Here is a 17,304-nt window from a genome sequence, read left to right on the forward strand (position 1 = left end):
GAATGAATATGGTATCTGTTTACCATATTCATTCAAATCTACTTAACCAAACTCAAATGTGGAGGGCGTTTGCCTGAGGTTTGCTCAGTTAAGCCTTCCCCATTGATGGAGCCCATAAAGAAGCTATTGCTGAAGGTAAGAGCACTTACTTCATCTGCAGGAAACCGTAGTTGTTCGAGGATCGTACTACGCTTGATCCCATTTGAACGTAATGCTGAAAACACTTTTTCTAATACAAGTGATCTCTCACGATCGTCCATGCCTTGTGGTTCGCTGGTCCGATACCCCCGTCGAGCTAACTCAATTGATAACTGTCGATAATGCCATTCGGTAGATAAACCCAAATCGAATGTGCGACGGACCAAAGCTGCGAGTGATACTTTCCAATTTTTTTTCATTGAGATAAGTAGATCCAGCGATGGCATTCTTGGGACTGTCGCTAAAACACTACGTTCAGGCATCAAAAAAGCTGATGCAAAGCGGTCGGCATCTAGCTCAGCTTGCCTGCCATTATTGCTCGAATGCTTGTGAAGAACTAAATGACCTAATTCATGAGCTGCATCGAAGCGGCTACGTTCCGGTGTTTTCATTGTGTTCAGAAGAACAAATGGTTTTTCGTCAATCCAAAACGAAAAAGCATCAACTTCAATGCAATTTTCAGCGAGCGAGAACACACGTACTCCATTAGCTTCCAGAAGGTGAATTAAGTTAGAAATCGATAATTCACCGACTCCCCAGTGTTCTCTCACTGCTCGAGCGGCACGATCAGGTTCCGAATAACCATCGAAGCTACAATCAGGAATATTGGGTTTTGGTAGTTTGAATTTTTCTTCAATCCAGATCGATAACTCTTGGGCAAGTTTGCCTGCACCAAGCGCGGAATCTCTCTTTTGTGCGCTTAGCTTAGTCATTGCTCGAAAACTAACCGATTCAGGAGAAAGAGAAGGGACGTCTCTGTCGAGGAAAAACTCAATAGGGTAACCAAGAACAGCAGAGATTTTATCCATGCTGTCACTGGCTACAGCGTCAAAGATACCTGCCTTCTCATAGTTCGAAATCGTTCTGCTGGTTAATTCAGCTGCTTCGGCTAAGGCTCTTTGTGTCAGACCTCTTCGTTCTCTTGCTATACGTAAACGCTCTGAATTAAACATGATTCATACTTAGCCTACTTTTAAAATGTCGAGGTCGATATCCGGCGTAAATTGCGGTACATCATTACTCTGGATAATCGGCTCAGGTCCGTGAATATCAAGTATCAAACGCGTAGAAAAGCTATTAACTACATTTTTATCGTTGTACGAGATAGGTCTAGAAAGTTCTGCACGGATCCCTACACGGTGAAAGTCATCGATTTCATAAAAATCGTAGAGTAAAAACCATAAGTCCATTCCGATTTTATTCGGCAGGAGAGGAACAACATCGCCTTCGGGTAGATCAAGATCCAACTTAAGTTGATTGTCGTCGAACTTCAGATCTCCTTGTCCTGGGGTATTGTTGTGAATCAACCCCATCAGATCGCAAGTAAAGTCACCTTTCTTTAGGCGAGATTCGGGGTATCCATGAAGAAGCCCAGTTTGATCGCAGCCACGGCATAGGTAAATTGCAACATTATCGCTAACGGTCAATTCAACATTCCGAATAGATAGCCGTTTGTACCCTTTTGGCGCAAGAATCTCACGAGCGCCGCTTACCCCCTCACCATAAAAATACTGCCCACGTGAAATTGCAGGGTGGTTTTGAGTCGTTGAGTAACGGCCTGATAAACCTCGTTCGAGGATACGGCCAAGATCACTTTGACTGAGATTCATAGGCTGCAGATACGATTCAACGTCATCAGGGTCAGCTAGCACGATAGTTTTTGCGAGATTATGGGAGTACATCGGTAGCGCCTCTTATAGATTTTCTGTTTTTTATACCTCATTCGAGGATTAAAAACAAGAAAATTACTGGATGCAATGCCAGTGTAAGCGCATTGGTCACCTGACAATTAAAGCGCGTGAAAAGCAAAAAAATCTAGAAAGCAATAACCCTAAAAAAATAGTGAGAAAAGTGACCTTTATCCATATCTGAGGCAGAATAGAACTAGTCAATTGCTGCGCCCCAGGAGTCTTCACCGTTATGATTAGCCTTGTTTTTTCTTATTCCCATGTAGATGAAGCACTACGCAATGAGCTCGAGAAACATCTTTCGCCCCACAAGCGGATGGGGAAGATCACTACATGGCACGATCGCCGCATCGATCCTGGGTTGGAATTTGAACACCAGATTGATCATTATTTTTCCGAAGCCGATATTATTCTTTTGCTCATCAGTAGCGATTTCATCGCCTCCGATTACTGCTATCAGGTTGAAATGACCAACGCGATGGAACGTCACAAGCGGGGTGAGGCAGTGGTCATTCCGGTGATCTTAAGAGAATGCGCTTGGCACCAGTTACCGTTCGGCAGCATTATGGCGGCGACAATCGACGGTAAGCCCATCACCAAATTTGCCAGCCACGATGAAGGTTATGTTCAGGTCTTTGATGCCGTCTCTCGCGCTATTGCCAGTATGGAAGCGAAAAAACCACAACAGAGTGTGCATGTCTCTTCTCCAGCTCCGGGGAATCCGGGGAATCGGGTGTATCAGGCAACAGAGATGGTTTTTACTCCACGTTCCAGCAATCTTTCTCTACCAAAGACCTTTACCGACCTTGATAAAGATCGAGCCCGACGTGAAGGTTTTGAGTATGTCGCCCGTTATTTTGAGAACTCGTTGGATGAACTCAAGAAACGCTATGCAGGGTTAGACGTCGATTTCCATCGGCTTGATGCGAATTCATTCACTTGCGCGGTGTATATCAACGGTAGCAAGGTTGGTCAATGTGGCATCTGGCGTGGCAATCAACATCATGGAATGGGGGGCATCTGCTATAGCCAAGAGAACGTTATTCGAAACAGCTATAACGAAAGCTTGAGCCTTGCTGATAACGGCCAGACTCTTGGTTTTCGTGCCTTGATGGGTGGATATAGTAGTGGCAACTTACGAGAACAGTTGCTGACAAACGAGGGGATGTCAGAACATCTTTGGGGAATGTTCTTCGGAGTAATTAAACAACGTATGTCCCGGTGATTCACAGCGGTCAAATCGAGTATATAGTCTGATTTGACCGTTGTCTCACTGGTAAGTGACGATAAGGATTTAGAAATGTTGCAACTTAATCTTGCTAAGGTCTTCCTGCTTGGGGACGACAACAATGGATATGTCCGTTATGAAATATTCTCAAAAGAAGGAGAGCACCCAGAATATCCAGAAAAAATTGTGGTTTATCGTGAGAAGGTATTGGAGACGAACGGCGATAAGTATTGGGCCAAAACGGATGAAATTATCAGTCTGGACCATCTCGGATTCCATAAAGGTGGATTTCAAATGGCGATTACTTATCAGATGCGTCCTGCGCGGGATATGTTTTCAGCGATAGATGAATGCAAAAAACATTATAGTAATTCCCGGTGACCAAAAGATTATAGAACAGACTAATCCAGCATAGTTGATTTCAGTTCTACTTCACTGCTGAAGCTCCAGTGTGGTAGCCCTGGCAGCGACTGGCCCTTAATAATTAGTGCCAGATTGCGTACCGTGCCGATCGTCTCTGTTAACCATTGGGAATGAGATGTTGCAGATGATGAATCAGCTGGATTTCACTGGTATCTGGCTTTGCATAAGGGCAGTCTTGCAACATACAGCCACAGAGAAGACAGATATAGCTGTCGTTAGGCGCGGCCTGTGTGGTTATGGCCCCTTTCAGACGACCATTAACGTTGTGGAACATAATCAGACTCCAGCAGGTAGGCGTAAGCCGTCCCTGAAGGGCAGACAGACGCCATGCTGTTGAATGGATTAAAAGGATTGAGAGGGCATAGCGGTACGGTTGTCACACTATGGAGTTATGGCGTAAATAAACCACCATCAGCAAAAACGATGTATGGAATATCAGCCCTGACTACATCCGAATGAGCGTTCAATACTGCTATAGCGTTTGGTACGATGCTTTGCCATGTAGCTCAGACGGAAAGTCAGTGCATCCAGTTTATCCATGAATTCCGGCTTATTGAGCTCCAGGAAAGCCAGAGGATTATCAACAAAGTGCACCAGCGTCAGATATTCAGGCCAGTCACGCTTCTTCATTGCACTTAGCCACGCGTTCTGAACAAGAGAGGCCAGACCTTTCCCCTGTTCGCCGTAGCCTCCCAGAGCATTGAACGTGTCGGTATTGACGAAAAGGGCCATGTGGTAATGCTTCTTGCCACCCAGCTCTGGTTGCTCCAGCACCCAGACGTAGCGAACTGAAGAGCGATGGCAGCGTTTACCTTCCCTGGCTTTTCTTTGTCGGTAAGCGACTATCTGAGCTTTCAGTGAGTCGATAAAGCGGGACATTAGCCCCGGGCTTAAGTCTGCATCACTGACAATACTGTCACCCACATCTCCGGCTTCCGGTAAGTGTAAATCCACCCTGATAACCGTGGTTTGTGGATGGTCCTGCAGTGCGTTACAGAGTACCCCTTCGATACGCTGTAGATATTTCTCGTTGAAAGGTTCATGGCGTTGGTCCACTACCATTGGATGGATGATGTCATCGAACAAAAACATAATGGATTCCTCCACCTGTCGGGAAACAGCAGGCATAGAGCTGCCTTCCTGAAACACAGACAGGCATAGTGATTGGGAGATTCAGGAATTAACGCTGACGGGGATACTGGTCAGGCGTTGTTTATGACTCAGCATACGGCTCTGGTTATTACAGCCTTATGCCCTGCAGAGGTTTATTTAAGTGTTTGTATTATATTGTTATTGACAGATTGTTAGGTCCTTGCCCACAGGTAAATATTACCTATCCGACATTAATTCCGCTTAGCGGAACCTTTTGGGGCAAGGCTTAACTTATTGTTTCAATGACAATAATTACTCCGAAGTTAGCAGTTCCATAAAATATGTATTTGCCCTGGAATGGTTATGTATCCGTCGCATTTCGAGCGGCTCAAATCAGCGGATCGAGTACAGTGCGGTAGGAAAAGCAGACGTACTCATCCATCATGCTGGTAAGCATGTGGTTCTCAGCCTGACGGTCATTAACCCAGCTACCAACCTCCTCACTTGATTTGAACTTTAGACTTTCAATCCAGTCAGCAAGACAATTCCCCAACATCAAATCGTACCAGCACAGCCAGACAAGCTTTAGACGCAACTCAGTCCCTCTAAACTGCTGAAACAGGCTGGTGAGCTTATTTGCCAGTGGACGTTGTTTTAAACGGACACATTCGGAAAGCAGAACACCTTCAAGCATGGGATGGTGGGCCAACAAGTGCTCCTGCGTTAATAAGCTTACGCTCAGGTCATCATCTATCGATAATGATGCTGCCGCTGCCTTTCCGTAAAGAAGCCGGTGTAGCCAGTGGGGCACAATAGCAATAACAGCTTCTTTTCCGGGGAATTTAAGACAGCCAACCGTCAGGCTATGATAGTGATATATATTTTGATGACACATACCTTGGCGAACGGTCAGCTTTGTAAAATCCAGTAGCCAGGTCTGATAATATCTGTGGAGCTCTTCGTAACGCGCCTTATAGTCTTTCATTGTTCTTGTTCCTTCTTGCTTAAATTACAGGCAGCAGAAAGCCTCCGGGTAGCCGGATAATTATTTTCATGCTGCGGGTTTAGTTAGGGGAGAGGCTTATTTGCGGGACTGGTTAATGCGTTCCTGAAGCCAGGTTTCAACTTCACTTTTTAACCAGCGGGAGCTACGACCCATTTTTATTGGTTTTGGGAAAACATCATCTTTAATTAGCTTATAGAACCACTTGTCCGTTAAACCAGTCAGGTTGGTGATAAATGCCATATTGACAAACTGGTCTTCTAAAAGAGATGGATGGGTATTCATTGTTCGATTCTCCGGTTAAGAAAGGTAAGCCGGACTCGTGATGTTTGATAACGACCACGTGCTTCGGCATACCAACCCGGTAATCTGTAAAAAAAGTTGAAGGTCATTGACCTCTATGCCATTACGGGCCTACAGGCAAATTGAATTGCTAAGTGCTACCTCAGAACGATCCGCCATCTATCAGCTACCGAGTTCCCTGAACGCTACTACATACCAATCTCTTAGCTGCCATTGAGCACTGCATTACGCGAAGTTTTTGACATTTAATCTCAAGGGGCCGCTATGTGCAGGAGTGAATAAAACGTCTACTCCTTTCCTTGCTAGTTACTGAACAGTCGATCGAATTGATAGTAGAAGGACATGATTGCTAAATCTGGCTACGATTTTGTGCAGAACATCATAAGGGTTGATTTCGTCGTGTGTTATAAAGAGAAAACTGTAGTTTTGATGCGGGAAAAATTGGGTTGCATCGTTAACTAATTGATATTATAGATTGTGAATGAATTTTAAACCTACACTTTAACTACGTTATTACACTTTTTTTGTATCGTTTTTTATTCAAAAAAAGTATGATTTACATCTGCGTTGTCATCATTTACTCTTGAGTGAAATGATGGAAAACAAGCGTTTTTGGATCAGGAGGGGAGTCATGGAAGAGTGTGAGTTCGATGAGCGGGAGATACGAAAAAAAAGACAGATACATGCAAGTCGCCTGAAGTGGTTAAGGAAAAACCCCAGGGCAAGGCATTTCTTTCTCTTTCATTTACTAACGAAGAAAACCGTAGCGCTTGCTAGTACGAACATCCGAACTACTCCCGATGAGCCAAAGCTTCATGTCCATGATCCTAAAGTGGTCATGTCCCCTCAAAATACGGGAGAAATGAATAATAAAAGCGAGATAAATATTCAGGATTTAGACCTGGGCTTAGAGGAATTAGATATAAATTTGGTTCTACCAAAATGTGATCAGGCTAATGGATTAGACTTCTCAAGGATAACAAATACTGATGTTATTCCAGATGTAATGGAAAAAATAATCGATGTCATTTTGAACATGTATCTATCGCCAAGACTGGCGGACCAAGTGATTACGGAAGTGGTGGTAGCTTGGGCTAATGCCAGCAATCAGTTCCCTAGTGCATTTTCATGGCTGGACAAGGATAACGAAGAACAATGTTTGTGGGTTTGGGAGCAAATGAGGAAAAAATATATTTCTATTGATACCAAACCTATTTCCTGTGAACAACGTTACCATTTCATTATTGCCATATTTGATAACTGGAAAGGCTGGAGTAACGAGCAACTGGGTTATCTGAAGGAAAATAAAAGAAGGAAGGGTGAGAAATTAATTTCTCATGGTTTGGGAAGTGCAAGTTCATTAAATCACAAAGAAATATTGCTCGAAGAACTGGGTAAAGCTTGGGAGCAAAAATCCCGTAGGAAAAAGATAAAAGATACAGTCCCACCTTTAAAATTAAATAAATTATACCAAAAGAAGTTGAGCCAGATTGCTGAAAGTAAAAGCATAACGCTGGATGAAGCACTCAAATGTCTTATCGACAGTGAGTTATCACGTTTGAGCATGCTGAAATCTGGATAGTGTACAATCAGATGTGATGTAGGACACATGTCTGCACATCATTCCAAATAATTTCAGACAGATATTATTCCAGAGAATCACCCCCGAAGCCTTCCAGGCTCAGGGGTTTTGTTTTTCTGTCTGAGGTTGTTTCATGAAAAAATCAGAAGGTCAACAGGCCATCGAAAAACCACTGGCGTTACTCCCCCATGCCATTGGAAAACATATTCTTGACCATATTCAAAAGCTCACTCACTACGAACCGGTGATCGGTATCATGGGCAAAACAGGTGCGGGGAAATCGTCGCTCTGCAATGCGCTTTTCCAAAGTGAGGTCACGCCCGTAAGTGATGTCCACGCCTGCACCCGTGAAGTGCTGCGATTACGACTGAACAGCGGTGAACACAGCCTGATACTGGTAGACCTACCCGGAGTAGGCGAGAGCGAGCAACGGGATAAAGAATATGAATCTCTATATCGCAATATTCTCCCTGAGCTAGATCTCATCTTGTGGGTTATCAAAGCCGATGATCGAGCCTTCTCTGTGGATGAACGCTTCTACCGGCAAGTGATGACTGGCTACCAGCAACGGGTACTGTTTATCGTTAACCAGGCTGACAAAATAGAACCCAGCCATGAGTGGTATGTCACCGGCAATGCACCATCACCGCACCAGTTAGTGAATATTGAGGCCAGGCTGGCATCCATTCGTCAGTTATTTTCACCACTCCATCCGGTGTGCGCTGTCTCTGCGAGAACAGAATGGAATCTGCCATCAATGGTAGAAACCATGATGTGCTGCCTGCCAGACCGAGCCACCAGCCCATTGGCGACACAACTGCACGGGAGGTTATGCGGTGAACCGATAAAAAAGCAGGCTCGTGAGGGCTTTGGCAACGCAGTAGGAGAGGTGTTTGATTCTGCGGAAGCGGCATCATTTATTCCTGCGCCATTAAAAGCGATTATTCGTACTGTCCGCGATGCCGTAGTATCCGTTGCCCGTGCCGTTTGGGACTGGATTTTCTTCTGAGCTGGCTTACCTGCCATTATCTTCGGGACATACCCTGTCCGTTCTGATGTTTTATAATCTGCTGAATTTCGAAACTTTCCCCTTTACGCCCCGTCACGGTTGATTTCAGCAACAGTAAAAAATACGTCTTCTTGTGTCCACTCCCTGTCCCACCCCTTCGTTAAAATAACTTTTTAATTTTCAGCTAATTATCTCACTGGAGAACCTGTCTCATGACTCAGGCTGAACGCCGTCATGACCGGCTTGCCGTCAGGCTGTCGTTAATTATCAGCCGCCTGGTGGCGGGTGAAACTCTGGATTTGCGAAAGCTGGCAACTGAATTCGGTGTGTCGGTTCGTACCCTGCGCAGGGACTTTCGGGAACGTCTGATGTATCTGGATCTGGAGTATCGCAAAGGTCAGTGTCGCTTGCTGTCCGGAGGTCGACAGAGAGAGTTAGCGGTGATGACGTTTGCTCGCCAGTCGGGTGTTGAAGCGCTGTTTCCTGATATGGATAACCATTTGGTTGCTTCACTGTTGAGCGGTCCCGGTGAGTCTCCCTGCCTTATCTGGCAGGGAGTGGCCCAAGTGTCATCCCCAGACTCGGGCGTGTTCACGCGACTGGTGAGCGCGGTATCGGAACACCGGAAGGTGACGCTACTGGGAAGCGGCTGTCGTTGCACAGACCTTGCTCCCTATCGCTTGGTTCTGCGTGAGGGAGAATGGTATCTGACGGGTGAGCATCAGGCCCGGATTGCCGTTTTTCCCCTGACTGATATTCGGGCGGTCACGCTCCACAACGGCAGCTTCGTTCCAGATATAGCGATGCGCGACATCCTCTCTCACCCGGATTTTCTTCAGGCTTTACCCCACTTTCGCTTTTTCCATTCATTGCTTGTCGCAACTGACGGCGGGCTTATACCTCAGAAGGAATAATCACAATGAAATTGCTTACCACTACAGTGCTGGCCGCCAGTTTTTGCTTTGGTGTTGTGTTTCCGGCTGACGCTGGAAACACTGTCGGCACAGTCAAAGCCTGGCAATACATGCAGGCTGACGGCTGGAAATCCGCCGATGGTATGGATGACAATAAGCTGCACAACATGCTCTATCAAGCCAGCGTGATTGATAACTACCCGTGGACGAAACAGTTTCTGCTACGTGTCCGTGGCGGCGGTGCCATTTTCCTGGCCGACAAGAAAACCCACACCATTCGCCAACTAAAACTGAATCCACTTAGCGGTAATTACAACGATATTGAAACGGTCTACCAGGGAGAGAATAACGGAAATGGATGTTATTTCGCCATTATTGATAATAAATTCTGGGCAAGAGACGAGGCCGAGCAGAATGTTCTCTATGGCTATCCTCGCGTCGATAATGTGGAAAACGAGCTGGCTAAAATCAGGCAGCAATTCAGCCCACAGGTAGTTATGGTCATGCCGGATAACTGTGTGAATAAACAGCAGCAGGCCGTTTTGGCTGCTAAACGTTCGGAAGAAGACCGAAAGCTCCAGCAATGGGTGGCACAGCAAAGTCTCGCTGAATTATGTCGCCGCACAGGAAACTGCTGATCTCTTCTCAATACCACTAAAGGCAAAGATCGATGGAAAAGGATTATCAGAAGGTTATTGCGATACCGACTCTCACGACGGCAAGGGTATGGGCAAAGCCTATTTACCGCAAAATCGCGCCACCCATGAGCCAATTTGTTAAAGCCTTACCTGTCATCGCCGGTTTAATGCTGTGCCACCTGTCATCCGCTTATGCTGATGAACAACGCTATATCAGCATCCGCAACACCGATACCATGTGGACGCCCGGTAATATCTGCGTGTATCAGTTCCGCCTGGATAATGGTGGTAGCGGAGTGGGTTTCGGCCAACTGGCTGTTTCACTGCGTTTGAAAGACAAAGCAGGCAACACACTGGCGACAGGTACCATGGACGTAGCCCCCTTTGGTGATAGCGACGCTACCCGTTCTCAGGAGGTTTTTCTGGAGCATGAATGTGTTGAAAACGTCAACGCTGTTGAAATCATGAAGGCGACCGAAGAGCGCAATGGCCATCAGGTTAGGCTGCCACTGTCCGTTTTCGACCCACAGTATTACCAGCCATTGCCGATATCGGTTGCCGGGAATAAGGCATCATAACTGGCTTAGCTTTGCATCTGCCAAACATCAACTTAGCACAATCCTTCACTACACATCAGGCCATGCCTCCTTCGGGAAGCATGGCCTTTTCGTTTTTAATCTCTAAATAAGGAATAGCCATGACCCGATTAGCATCTCGCTTTGGATCGGTGAACCTCGTTCGCCGCGATCGCCCATTAACCCGTGATGAACTGGCGCATTACGTACCGAGTGTATTTAGTGAAGAAAAGCATGAATCACGCAGCGACCGATACACCTACATCCCGACCATAACCCTGCTCGATAACCTGAAGCGTGAAGGCTTCCAGCCGTTCTTTGCCTTTCAGACCCGTGTGCGGGACCAGAGCAAGCGTGAACACACCAAACACATGCTGCGCCTGCGCCGCGAAGGCCAAATCACCGGCAAGCAGGTGCCAGAAATTATTCTGCTTAACAGCCATGACGGCTCCAGCTCATACCAGATGCTGCCGGGGCTATTTAGATCGGTTTGCCAAAATGGACTGATTTGCGGTGAGAGTTTTGGTGAGGTGCGCGTACCGCATAAAGGCAATGTGGTGGAGAAAGTCATTGAAGGGGCTTACGAAGTACTGGGGATATTTGACCGAGTGGAAGAGAAACGCGATGCCATGCAGTCGCTGCTGTTACCGCCACCAGCCCAACTGGCAATGGCAAAAGTAGCATTAACCTACCGCTTTGGCGAAGAGCATCAGCCGGTGACGGAATCACAAATCCTATCCCCACGCCGCTGGCAGGATGAAAGTAACGACCTGTGGACCACTTATCAACGCATTCAGGAAAACCTGATTAAAGGCGGTCTGTCTGGACGAACCACCAAAGGTAAACGCGCTCATACACGCGCTGTTAAAGGTATCGACGGTGATGTAAAGCTTAACCGTGCTCTGTGGGTGATGGCTGAGAATATGCTGCAGCTTGCCTCATGAACCTTTTTATTATCCCTTCCCTCAGGCCTTGCCAATAAACCGGCGAGGCTTTTTGTTTTAAGGAACAAATATGTCTGTATTTAATTTATCCCCGGTATTTCCTGCAAACGAGCAACGCGTCATTCGTCGGGCATTACGCCTGCTGGAGAAATATCAGCGTCAACCGAGTGAGCCATTTACCTCCACCAGCTTCACTAAGACCTGGCTGCAATTACAGATGGCTCATCAGGAGCGTGAAGTTTTTATCGTGATGTATCTCGACAATCAGCACTGCCTGCTGGGATGCGAAACACTGTTTACCGGCACACTTAGCCATACCGAAGTGCATCCCCGCGAAGTGGTTAAATTGGCTCTGAAACACAATGCCGCTGCGATAATTCTGGCGCATAACCATCCGTCAGGTACGACAGAAATCAGTCAGCAGGATAAACACATCACTCAGCGGATAGTGAAAGCGTTAGCACTGGTAGAAGTGCGAGTGCTGGATCATTTGGTTGTTGGGAACGAAGTGGTGTCTTTTGCTGAGCAGGGTTTGCTTTAAACGGAGGTTTTCATGTCAATCACACCACCTCATGAATGGGGTCTACAAAGCGATATCACCCCACGATTTGGCGCGAGATTAGTTCAGGAAGGCAATCGACTGTACTACCTGGCTGACAGGGCTGGATTGACGGGTAACTTTACCCCGGAGCAATTGCAGAAACTGGATCTGGTTTTCCCGCTGTTTGTAGAACAACTGGAAAATATGCTGCGTGCTGGCGAACTAAATCCACATCAGCAACATCAGGTGACCATTCAACTTGCGAGTTTAACCTGTATAGCTGATACCCGTGGTAGCTGTGGCTACGTTTACATTTCTATCTATCCAACCCAGTAACACCTTCTCTCTTCTCTTTTATCAGGATTCAACTCATGCAAATTTCATCTGTACCGGCCACGGTGCCGGTTTTGTCACGCCTGTCGCCCGTACAGGTCTGGCAGCAACTGTTAACGTATCTGCTGGAGCACCATTACGGCCTGACACTTAACGACACGCCATTCCACGACGACGCGGCCATTGAGGAGCATATCGACGCAGGAATCACGCTCGCCGATGCTGTTAATTTTCTGGTGGAACGTTATGAACTGGTACGCATCGACCGCAAAGGATTTACATGGCAGGAGCAGACGCCATTCTTGACCGCCACCGATATTCTCAGAGCCAGGCGAGCTACAGGATTAATAAATACCTGAATTCTTCGAGCCTCATTCCTGATTTTTACCTCTGAACTTCCAACCTTTTTTATTCATCGCATAATGCGCCTGCCACTCCCGGCAGGCGTGTTTGCTTTAATGGACGATTAACGATGCAAACAGAACCCGACGTGTTAACGGAACACAATGAACTCATCTGTTCGACCAGTATCGAACGAGTAGTCTCTTGCCGCGATTCCGCACTTAAACAGATTGAACAACTCATTGAGCAGCTTGATACCATTTCACGACTAACCTCAGAAATCGGTGGTGGTACAGCGCAAGACTGGGCGATGAAATCCGGGCACCGCTACGATAGCTGGCTGACTGAGAAGACTGACAAAGCGATGCCTGCCGTCACCCGCAATATAGATCGCAGCATCTGGCGAGACCTGATGCTGAAGTCCGGCATGATGGCCTTGATGGATGCACAGGCTCGCGACCAGTGGCATAAGAACCTGGAGGAGGGCGACCTTCCTGCAATCAGCGAGGCGAATATCCTCAGCACCTTTGAACAGTTACATCTCAACAAAATGGATGTCTTTGAACGTGGCATCATCAACGTCTTCAAAGGCCTATCGTGGGACTACAAAACCAACAGTCCCTGCAGCTTCGGTAAGAAGATCATCATTAACAATCTGGTGACGTATAACCGCTGGGGCTTTAGCCTTAACTGGGGTTGGCGACGGGATCAACTGGCGGACCTGGAGAGAATGCTGTTTCTGCTGGATGGCAAACCCATCCCTGACAACCGGGGTGATATCACCACCCGGTTGATGGAGCATATCCGGGATAATCCGGCTAAGGACGTTTACGAAGATGAGTTCTTCAGCATTCGTTACTATCAAAAAGGCACGGCGCACTTGACCTTCAAGCGTCTGGAGTTGATTGAGCGAATGAATGACATCATTGCGAAACACTATCCGGGAATGCTGGCCTCGAGATGATGGAGGACTGGTATTGTCTTCGCCACAGGTAGTTACGCGAACACAAACATGCTATTTTAATAAGTGTTATTAACTTTTATTAAAAGGTGGCGCTCATGAGACAACTCGCGAAACAGACGATCAGTGCTCAGATCCCAGCAGAGCTTGCAGCTGCGGTTGAAAACCTGGCTATTGAACTGGATAGATCCAAAAGCTGGGTTATTAAAGAAGCGTTGACCGCCATGATTGAAGAGAGAGAGCGGCGGCATCAGCAGATTTTGAAAGGGCTTGCTGATGTCGATGCGGGAAGGGTGGTTAGCCATGCGGATGTGGTTGACTTCGCTAACAAACTGAAAAAATCGTAACCCATGGAAATACAGTGGACCCAAAAGGCCCAGGATGACCTGGAGCGTATTTATAGGTTTGCCTGTCAGTACAGTCGGCAACATGCTGACAATGTATTAGAACGTTTGATCATAGGAACCTCAGGGCTCGCCGACCATCCAAGAATCGGTGTATCTCAGATAAGATATGAACCACGAGAAGTGAGGAAAATCTTGTTTGATGATTATGACGTTCACTATGAAATTCAGCGCGATACTATTTATATTGTTGACCTTTGGCATACTCGAGAGGATCGCTGAAGTTCGTCATCTTCCAGGTAACCTTTGCCCCGATTCGAGTCCCAAAATCAACGAGTTAATGTGTTGGTATCGATGTTGGTACATTATCTAAATGTTATTTTTTATTGATTTTAAATCAAAGGATTAGTCATTATGTGCGAGTCCGGCCTTCGCACCATTAGTACAGCGCGAACAAGAAGCCACCGAAAGGTGGTTTTTTTGTGCCTGAAATTCGTCCGCGACTTTCCCCTACCTAACTCAGGCTTATCTTCATCAACGGATTGCTGCACCTCGTCATGGCCACTTTTGCAGGCACGTCCCGCAGTCCCTTTAACGCTCATTTCCTTCCAAGAGATGCTGGACTAACCGGGAGTGATGATTATCATGTTATCGAGACTACAGACCCAGAGAGCGTCCTATGCAACATATCATTGAAGGTTTCCTCAGCTTCCAGAAAGAGATTTTCCCACAGCGTAAGGAACTCTTCCGCAGCCTTGCCTCCAGCCAGAACCCTAAAGCGCTTTTTATTTCGTGTTCTGACAGCCGCCTGGTACCCGAGCTTGTGACTCAGCAAGACCCAGGGCAGCTTTTCGTTATCCGTAACGCAGGCAACATTGTCCCTTCCTTTGGTCCGGAGCCGGGCGGGGTGTCGGCGACCATCGAATACGCGGTGGTGGCATTGGGCGTCACGGATATCGTGATTTGCGGCCACTCGAACTGCGGTGCCATGAAGGCGATAGCGTCTTGCCAGTGCCTTGACCCGATGCCGGCTGTGGCCCACTGGCTGCACTATGCAGACGCGGCCAAAGCGGTGGTAGAGAAGAAAACGTGGGATAACGAAATCGACAAAGTTAACGCTATGGTTGAAGAGAACGTCATAGCCCAGCTAAATAATATTAAGACTCACCCGTCCGTTGCCGTGGGCCTGCGCAACAACGGCCTGCGTCTGCACGGTTGGGTGTACGACATTGAAAGTGGCGAGATCCGCACGCTGGATAAAAATACGAAGAATTTCGTTTCACTGGCGGATAACCCCGCAGTTCACTTCGAATAAAGTGACGGTTAGTCTTTACTATCAAATTGAATCCACGTTTCGGCGTGGATTTTTTTATGGCAGATATCTCCGCACTGGATATCAACAATGAATCCCGGCAGGTTTCGCAGTGTACAGTTTTGTGCGGATTGAATAGACCCGGATTTCCTAGACGGTTCCGTGCCTCATGAACCAGGCACTTTCATAAACTGCAGGGGGTTGATCCTCACAGGCACTGTGGCGGCGTTTAGCATTATAAAACATCTCTACATAATCGAAGATATCCGCCTTCGCGTCTTCTCTGTTTTTATAGATCCGTTTCTTTATGCGTTCCCGTTTTAGCAACTGGAAAAAGCTTTCTGCCACTGCGTTGTCATGGCAATTACCCCGACGACTCATGCTGCTTTTCAAATTGTGAGATGCCATAAAATGCTGGCACCTTTCGCTGGTATATTGAGAACCCTGATCTGAATGGATTAATACTTCTGCTGTTGGTTTACGTCGCCATACCGCCATCAATAATGCATCCATCACTAACTCAGCAGTCATTCGTCCTCCCATGCTCCAGCCTATAACCCGACGTGAGAAGAGATCGAGAACAACAGCCAGATATAACCAGCCTTCATGCGTCCTTATATAGGTCATGTCACTCACCCAATGCGTATTTGGAGTTGGGACAATGAACTGTCGCTCAAGGTAATTAGGGCTGGCTACCGAAGGTTTTCCACCACCGTAGTAACGTCGTTTTCGATATCCGGTCTGGGATGCTAATTCAGCGAGCCTCATTAACCGCGCAACCCTGTTACGTCCGGCGCGTTCACCCAGGTCTTTCATATCGAGCCAGATTTTCCGGTAACCATAAACCGTACCACTTTCAAGCCACAGTTGCTTAATGAGGCCAGTCTGACGTTCGTCCTGTCGGGCGCGCAACGATTCTGGCTGCTTTAGCCACTGGTAATAGCCGCTGTAATGAAGGCCAAGAACCAGGCATAGGCGGCGTACAGGGTAAAATGGCGACATTTTTTTAATGAAGGCGTACTTCAGCCGGATGTTCTTGCAAAGTACGCGGCGGCCTTTTTTAAAATATCTCGCTCTTCAGTAACCCGCTTAAGTTCTTGCCTGAGACGTTTTACTTCAAGCTGGATAGCATCATCCTGCTTGCGTTGGGGTTCAGGTTTTTGGTAACGCTTAACCCAGGCATAAAGGCTGTTAGTCGACACCCCAAGTCGGGAGGCGACCTCGGATACGGGATATCCCTGCTCAGTGACCTGCTTTACGGCTTCAATTTTGAATTCTTCAGTGAAATTTTTGGCTGACATAAACACTCCTTCATTAAGCCTCTATTATGAGGCAAAAAAGTGTCTATAAAACCCGGGTCTATTCAGATAGAGATCCTGGCAGATGAGGAAGAGCATATCGACTGGCTGGAGACTGAACTTGATTTGATCGACCGCCTGGGTATTCAGAACTACGCACAAGCCCAACTTTAGCAATGTAAAACCTGTTTCTCCCACTTAACACCGATGCTGCCCTGCCGGCATGTATTATCTCCGGCAGGGAAGGGGAGCAGCCTCAAGGTTCCATCTAATTTCCTCGCATGCGAATGCTCCCAGCTTACCGAATCGTCATCTAAGACCTAAAACTGTATTAAATGTCGATATCCTGAGCATATTTCCATCTGCGCCTTGCTTCTCGCTCTGTTTTGCGTATAATGCGCGGGCTTACCTAATCTTGGTAAGCCTGATTTTAGCGAATCAGTCGATAGGCAAGCTCGTTTTGCCCTTCGAACAATACTCCCGATATGGGGGTTATATGTTGACGATTACACTCCCCCATCAATCGAAATGGGTGTGAGGAGTAATTATTTACGTTTATAAATAATTGGAGCTCTG

At 46.9% G+C, this 17,304-nt stretch carries 21 protein-coding genes and 1 pseudogene; 16 read left to right on the top strand and 6 right to left on the bottom strand.

Annotated elements, in window-relative coordinates; genetic code table 11:
* Window positions 1–38: 38 nt before the first annotated feature.
* Both OCH02_RS16805 and OCH02_RS16810 read right to left on the bottom strand, forming a co-directional pair.
* Entirely contained in the window at window positions 39–1,151 is a 1,113-nt protein-coding gene (locus OCH02_RS16805; protein WP_261432169.1) for a helix-turn-helix domain-containing protein, read from the bottom strand.
* Window positions 1,152–1,160: 9 nt separating this feature from the next.
* A complete protein-coding gene (locus OCH02_RS16810; protein WP_261432170.1) occupies window positions 1,161–1,880 on the bottom strand; it encodes a hypothetical protein in 720 nt (239 codons plus the stop codon).
* A 238-nt stretch (window positions 1,881–2,118) separates the two neighbouring features.
* Between OCH02_RS16810 and OCH02_RS16815 the strand changes: the two genes are divergently transcribed.
* Both OCH02_RS16815 and OCH02_RS16820 read left to right on the top strand, forming a co-directional pair.
* Window positions 2,119–3,111 (top strand): toll/interleukin-1 receptor domain-containing protein, encoded by a 993-nt coding sequence (locus OCH02_RS16815; RefSeq protein WP_261432171.1) that lies wholly within the window; start codon window positions 2,119–2,121, stop codon window positions 3,109–3,111.
* 75 nt (window positions 3,112–3,186) lie between these two features.
* The gene (locus OCH02_RS16820) at window positions 3,187–3,495 is read left to right on the top strand and encodes a hypothetical protein (RefSeq protein ID WP_261432172.1); all 309 of its coding nucleotides are present in this window, start codon (window positions 3,187–3,189) and stop codon (window positions 3,493–3,495) included.
* 477 nt (window positions 3,496–3,972) lie between these two features.
* Here the strand turns inward: OCH02_RS16820 and OCH02_RS16825 are convergent, their stop codons facing one another.
* From OCH02_RS16825 to OCH02_RS16835, 3 genes are all read right to left on the bottom strand, one after another.
* Window positions 3,973–4,629, bottom strand: coding sequence for an inovirus Gp2 family protein (locus tag OCH02_RS16825; RefSeq protein WP_261432205.1), 657 nt, complete (start codon window positions 4,627–4,629; stop codon window positions 3,973–3,975).
* A gap of 388 nt (window positions 4,630–5,017) precedes the next feature.
* Entirely contained in the window at window positions 5,018–5,614 is a 597-nt protein-coding gene (locus OCH02_RS16830) for a hypothetical protein (protein ID WP_261432173.1), read from the bottom strand.
* Window positions 5,615–5,710: 96 nt separating this feature from the next.
* Window positions 5,711–5,917 carry a helix-turn-helix transcriptional regulator gene (locus OCH02_RS16835; RefSeq protein ID WP_033853003.1) on the bottom strand — a complete coding sequence of 69 codons (207 nt, stop codon included), beginning with the start codon at window positions 5,915–5,917 and terminating at the stop codon, window positions 5,711–5,713.
* 649 nt (window positions 5,918–6,566) lie between these two features.
* Between OCH02_RS16835 and OCH02_RS16840 the strand changes: the two genes are divergently transcribed.
* The 13 genes from OCH02_RS16840 to OCH02_RS16900 all read left to right on the top strand — a co-directional run bounded on the left by OCH02_RS16840 (window position 6,567) and on the right by OCH02_RS16900 (window position 15,433).
* Window positions 6,567–7,517: a hypothetical protein gene (locus OCH02_RS16840; protein WP_261432176.1), complete on the top strand. Its 951-nt coding sequence runs from the start codon at window positions 6,567–6,569 to the stop codon at window positions 7,515–7,517.
* A gap of 133 nt (window positions 7,518–7,650) precedes the next feature.
* Window positions 7,651–8,526, top strand: a complete 876-nt coding sequence (locus tag OCH02_RS16845; RefSeq protein ID WP_261432177.1) for a GTPase family protein — start codon at window positions 7,651–7,653, stop codon at window positions 8,524–8,526.
* Window positions 8,527–8,738: 212 nt separating this feature from the next.
* The gene (locus OCH02_RS16850; RefSeq protein WP_050116774.1) at window positions 8,739–9,440 is read left to right on the top strand and encodes a helix-turn-helix transcriptional regulator; all 702 of its coding nucleotides are present in this window, start codon (window positions 8,739–8,741) and stop codon (window positions 9,438–9,440) included.
* Window positions 9,441–9,445: 5 nt separating this feature from the next.
* Complete coding sequence (locus OCH02_RS16855; RefSeq protein ID WP_033853260.1) at window positions 9,446–10,078, top strand: hypothetical protein; 633 nt, start codon at window positions 9,446–9,448, stop codon at window positions 10,076–10,078.
* 125 nt (window positions 10,079–10,203) lie between these two features.
* Window positions 10,204–10,656, top strand: a complete 453-nt coding sequence (locus OCH02_RS16860) for an IrmA family protein (protein WP_050116830.1) — start codon at window positions 10,204–10,206, stop codon at window positions 10,654–10,656.
* Between the two features lie 119 nt (window positions 10,657–10,775).
* A complete protein-coding gene (locus OCH02_RS16865) occupies window positions 10,776–11,597 on the top strand; it encodes a DUF932 domain-containing protein (RefSeq protein WP_261432181.1) in 822 nt (273 codons plus the stop codon).
* A 70-nt stretch (window positions 11,598–11,667) separates the two neighbouring features.
* A complete protein-coding gene (gene radC, locus OCH02_RS16870) occupies window positions 11,668–12,138 on the top strand; it encodes a RadC family protein (protein WP_050116777.1) in 471 nt (156 codons plus the stop codon).
* Window positions 12,139–12,150: 12 nt separating this feature from the next.
* Window positions 12,151–12,474, top strand: a complete 324-nt coding sequence (locus OCH02_RS16875) for a type IV toxin-antitoxin system YeeU family antitoxin (protein WP_261432184.1) — start codon at window positions 12,151–12,153, stop codon at window positions 12,472–12,474.
* A gap of 35 nt (window positions 12,475–12,509) precedes the next feature.
* Complete coding sequence (locus OCH02_RS16880) at window positions 12,510–12,830, top strand: TA system toxin CbtA family protein (RefSeq protein ID WP_050116779.1); 321 nt, start codon at window positions 12,510–12,512, stop codon at window positions 12,828–12,830.
* A 113-nt stretch (window positions 12,831–12,943) separates the two neighbouring features.
* Window positions 12,944–13,777 carry a DUF4942 domain-containing protein gene (locus OCH02_RS16885; protein WP_033852203.1) on the top strand — a complete coding sequence of 278 codons (834 nt, stop codon included), beginning with the start codon at window positions 12,944–12,946 and terminating at the stop codon, window positions 13,775–13,777.
* 95 nt (window positions 13,778–13,872) lie between these two features.
* The gene (locus OCH02_RS16890; protein ID WP_004155191.1) at window positions 13,873–14,121 is read left to right on the top strand and encodes a CopG family ribbon-helix-helix protein; all 249 of its coding nucleotides are present in this window, start codon (window positions 13,873–13,875) and stop codon (window positions 14,119–14,121) included.
* 3 nt (window positions 14,122–14,124) lie between these two features.
* Window positions 14,125–14,400 (top strand): type II toxin-antitoxin system RelE/ParE family toxin, encoded by a 276-nt coding sequence (locus OCH02_RS16895; protein WP_261161789.1) that lies wholly within the window; start codon window positions 14,125–14,127, stop codon window positions 14,398–14,400.
* A gap of 397 nt (window positions 14,401–14,797) precedes the next feature.
* Window positions 14,798–15,433, top strand: a complete 636-nt coding sequence (locus OCH02_RS16900) for a carbonic anhydrase (RefSeq protein WP_012005022.1) — start codon at window positions 14,798–14,800, stop codon at window positions 15,431–15,433.
* A 147-nt stretch (window positions 15,434–15,580) separates the two neighbouring features.
* On the opposite strand, the gene OCH02_RS16905 is transcribed toward OCH02_RS16900, so the two are convergent.
* Window positions 15,581–16,731 (bottom strand): IS3-like element ISSpr1 family transposase gene (locus OCH02_RS16905; protein WP_156779276.1). Its coding sequence is split into 2 segments (ribosomal slippage): window positions 15,581–16,494 and window positions 16,494–16,731, totalling 1,152 coding nucleotides; the frame shifts between segments, so codons are not numbered across the junction.
* 60 nt (window positions 16,732–16,791) lie between these two features.
* Here OCH02_RS16905 and OCH02_RS16910 point away from each other — a divergent pair.
* Window positions 16,792–16,902 (top strand): annotated as a pseudogene (locus OCH02_RS16910) (bacterioferritin); the annotation flags it as partial.
* Window positions 16,903–17,304: the final 402 nt, after the last annotated feature.

The organism is Serratia quinivorans (genome assembly GCF_946227985.1).
In the GTDB taxonomy this organism is placed as follows: Bacteria; Pseudomonadota; Gammaproteobacteria; order Enterobacterales; family Enterobacteriaceae; genus Serratia; species Serratia quinivorans_A.

Coding starts and splice junctions, on each gene's coding strand:
- OCH02_RS16890 (WP_004155191.1), top strand. CDS start 13,873: ATGAGACAACTCGCGAAACAGACGATCAGTGCTCAGATCCCAGCAGAG.
- OCH02_RS16845 (WP_261432177.1), top strand. CDS start 7,651: ATGAAAAAATCAGAAGGTCAACAGGCCATCGAAAAACCACTGGCGTTA.
- OCH02_RS16860 (WP_050116830.1), top strand. CDS start 10,204: ATGAGCCAATTTGTTAAAGCCTTACCTGTCATCGCCGGTTTAATGCTG.
- OCH02_RS16855 (WP_033853260.1), top strand. CDS start 9,446: ATGAAATTGCTTACCACTACAGTGCTGGCCGCCAGTTTTTGCTTTGGT.
- OCH02_RS16880 (WP_050116779.1), top strand. CDS start 12,510: ATGCAAATTTCATCTGTACCGGCCACGGTGCCGGTTTTGTCACGCCTG.
- OCH02_RS16825 (WP_261432205.1), bottom strand. CDS start 4,629: ATGTTTTTGTTCGATGACATCATCCATCCAATGGTAGTGGACCAACGC.
- OCH02_RS16840 (WP_261432176.1), top strand. CDS start 6,567: ATGGAAGAGTGTGAGTTCGATGAGCGGGAGATACGAAAAAAAAGACAG.
- OCH02_RS16835 (WP_033853003.1), bottom strand. CDS start 5,917: ATGAATACCCATCCATCTCTTTTAGAAGACCAGTTTGTCAATATGGCA.
- OCH02_RS16830 (WP_261432173.1), bottom strand. CDS start 5,614: ATGAAAGACTATAAGGCGCGTTACGAAGAGCTCCACAGATATTATCAG.
- OCH02_RS16865 (WP_261432181.1), top strand. CDS start 10,776: ATGACCCGATTAGCATCTCGCTTTGGATCGGTGAACCTCGTTCGCCGC.
- OCH02_RS16850 (WP_050116774.1), top strand. CDS start 8,739: ATGACTCAGGCTGAACGCCGTCATGACCGGCTTGCCGTCAGGCTGTCG.
- OCH02_RS16820 (WP_261432172.1), top strand. CDS start 3,187: ATGTTGCAACTTAATCTTGCTAAGGTCTTCCTGCTTGGGGACGACAAC.
- OCH02_RS16805 (WP_261432169.1), bottom strand. CDS start 1,151: ATGTTTAATTCAGAGCGTTTACGTATAGCAAGAGAACGAAGAGGTCTG.
- radC (WP_050116777.1), top strand. CDS start 11,668: ATGTCTGTATTTAATTTATCCCCGGTATTTCCTGCAAACGAGCAACGC.
- OCH02_RS16815 (WP_261432171.1), top strand. CDS start 2,119: ATGATTAGCCTTGTTTTTTCTTATTCCCATGTAGATGAAGCACTACGC.
- OCH02_RS16875 (WP_261432184.1), top strand. CDS start 12,151: ATGTCAATCACACCACCTCATGAATGGGGTCTACAAAGCGATATCACC.
- OCH02_RS16885 (WP_033852203.1), top strand. CDS start 12,944: ATGCAAACAGAACCCGACGTGTTAACGGAACACAATGAACTCATCTGT.
- OCH02_RS16900 (WP_012005022.1), top strand. CDS start 14,798: ATGCAACATATCATTGAAGGTTTCCTCAGCTTCCAGAAAGAGATTTTC.
- OCH02_RS16895 (WP_261161789.1), top strand. CDS start 14,125: ATGGAAATACAGTGGACCCAAAAGGCCCAGGATGACCTGGAGCGTATT.
- OCH02_RS16810 (WP_261432170.1), bottom strand. CDS start 1,880: ATGTACTCCCATAATCTCGCAAAAACTATCGTGCTAGCTGACCCTGAT.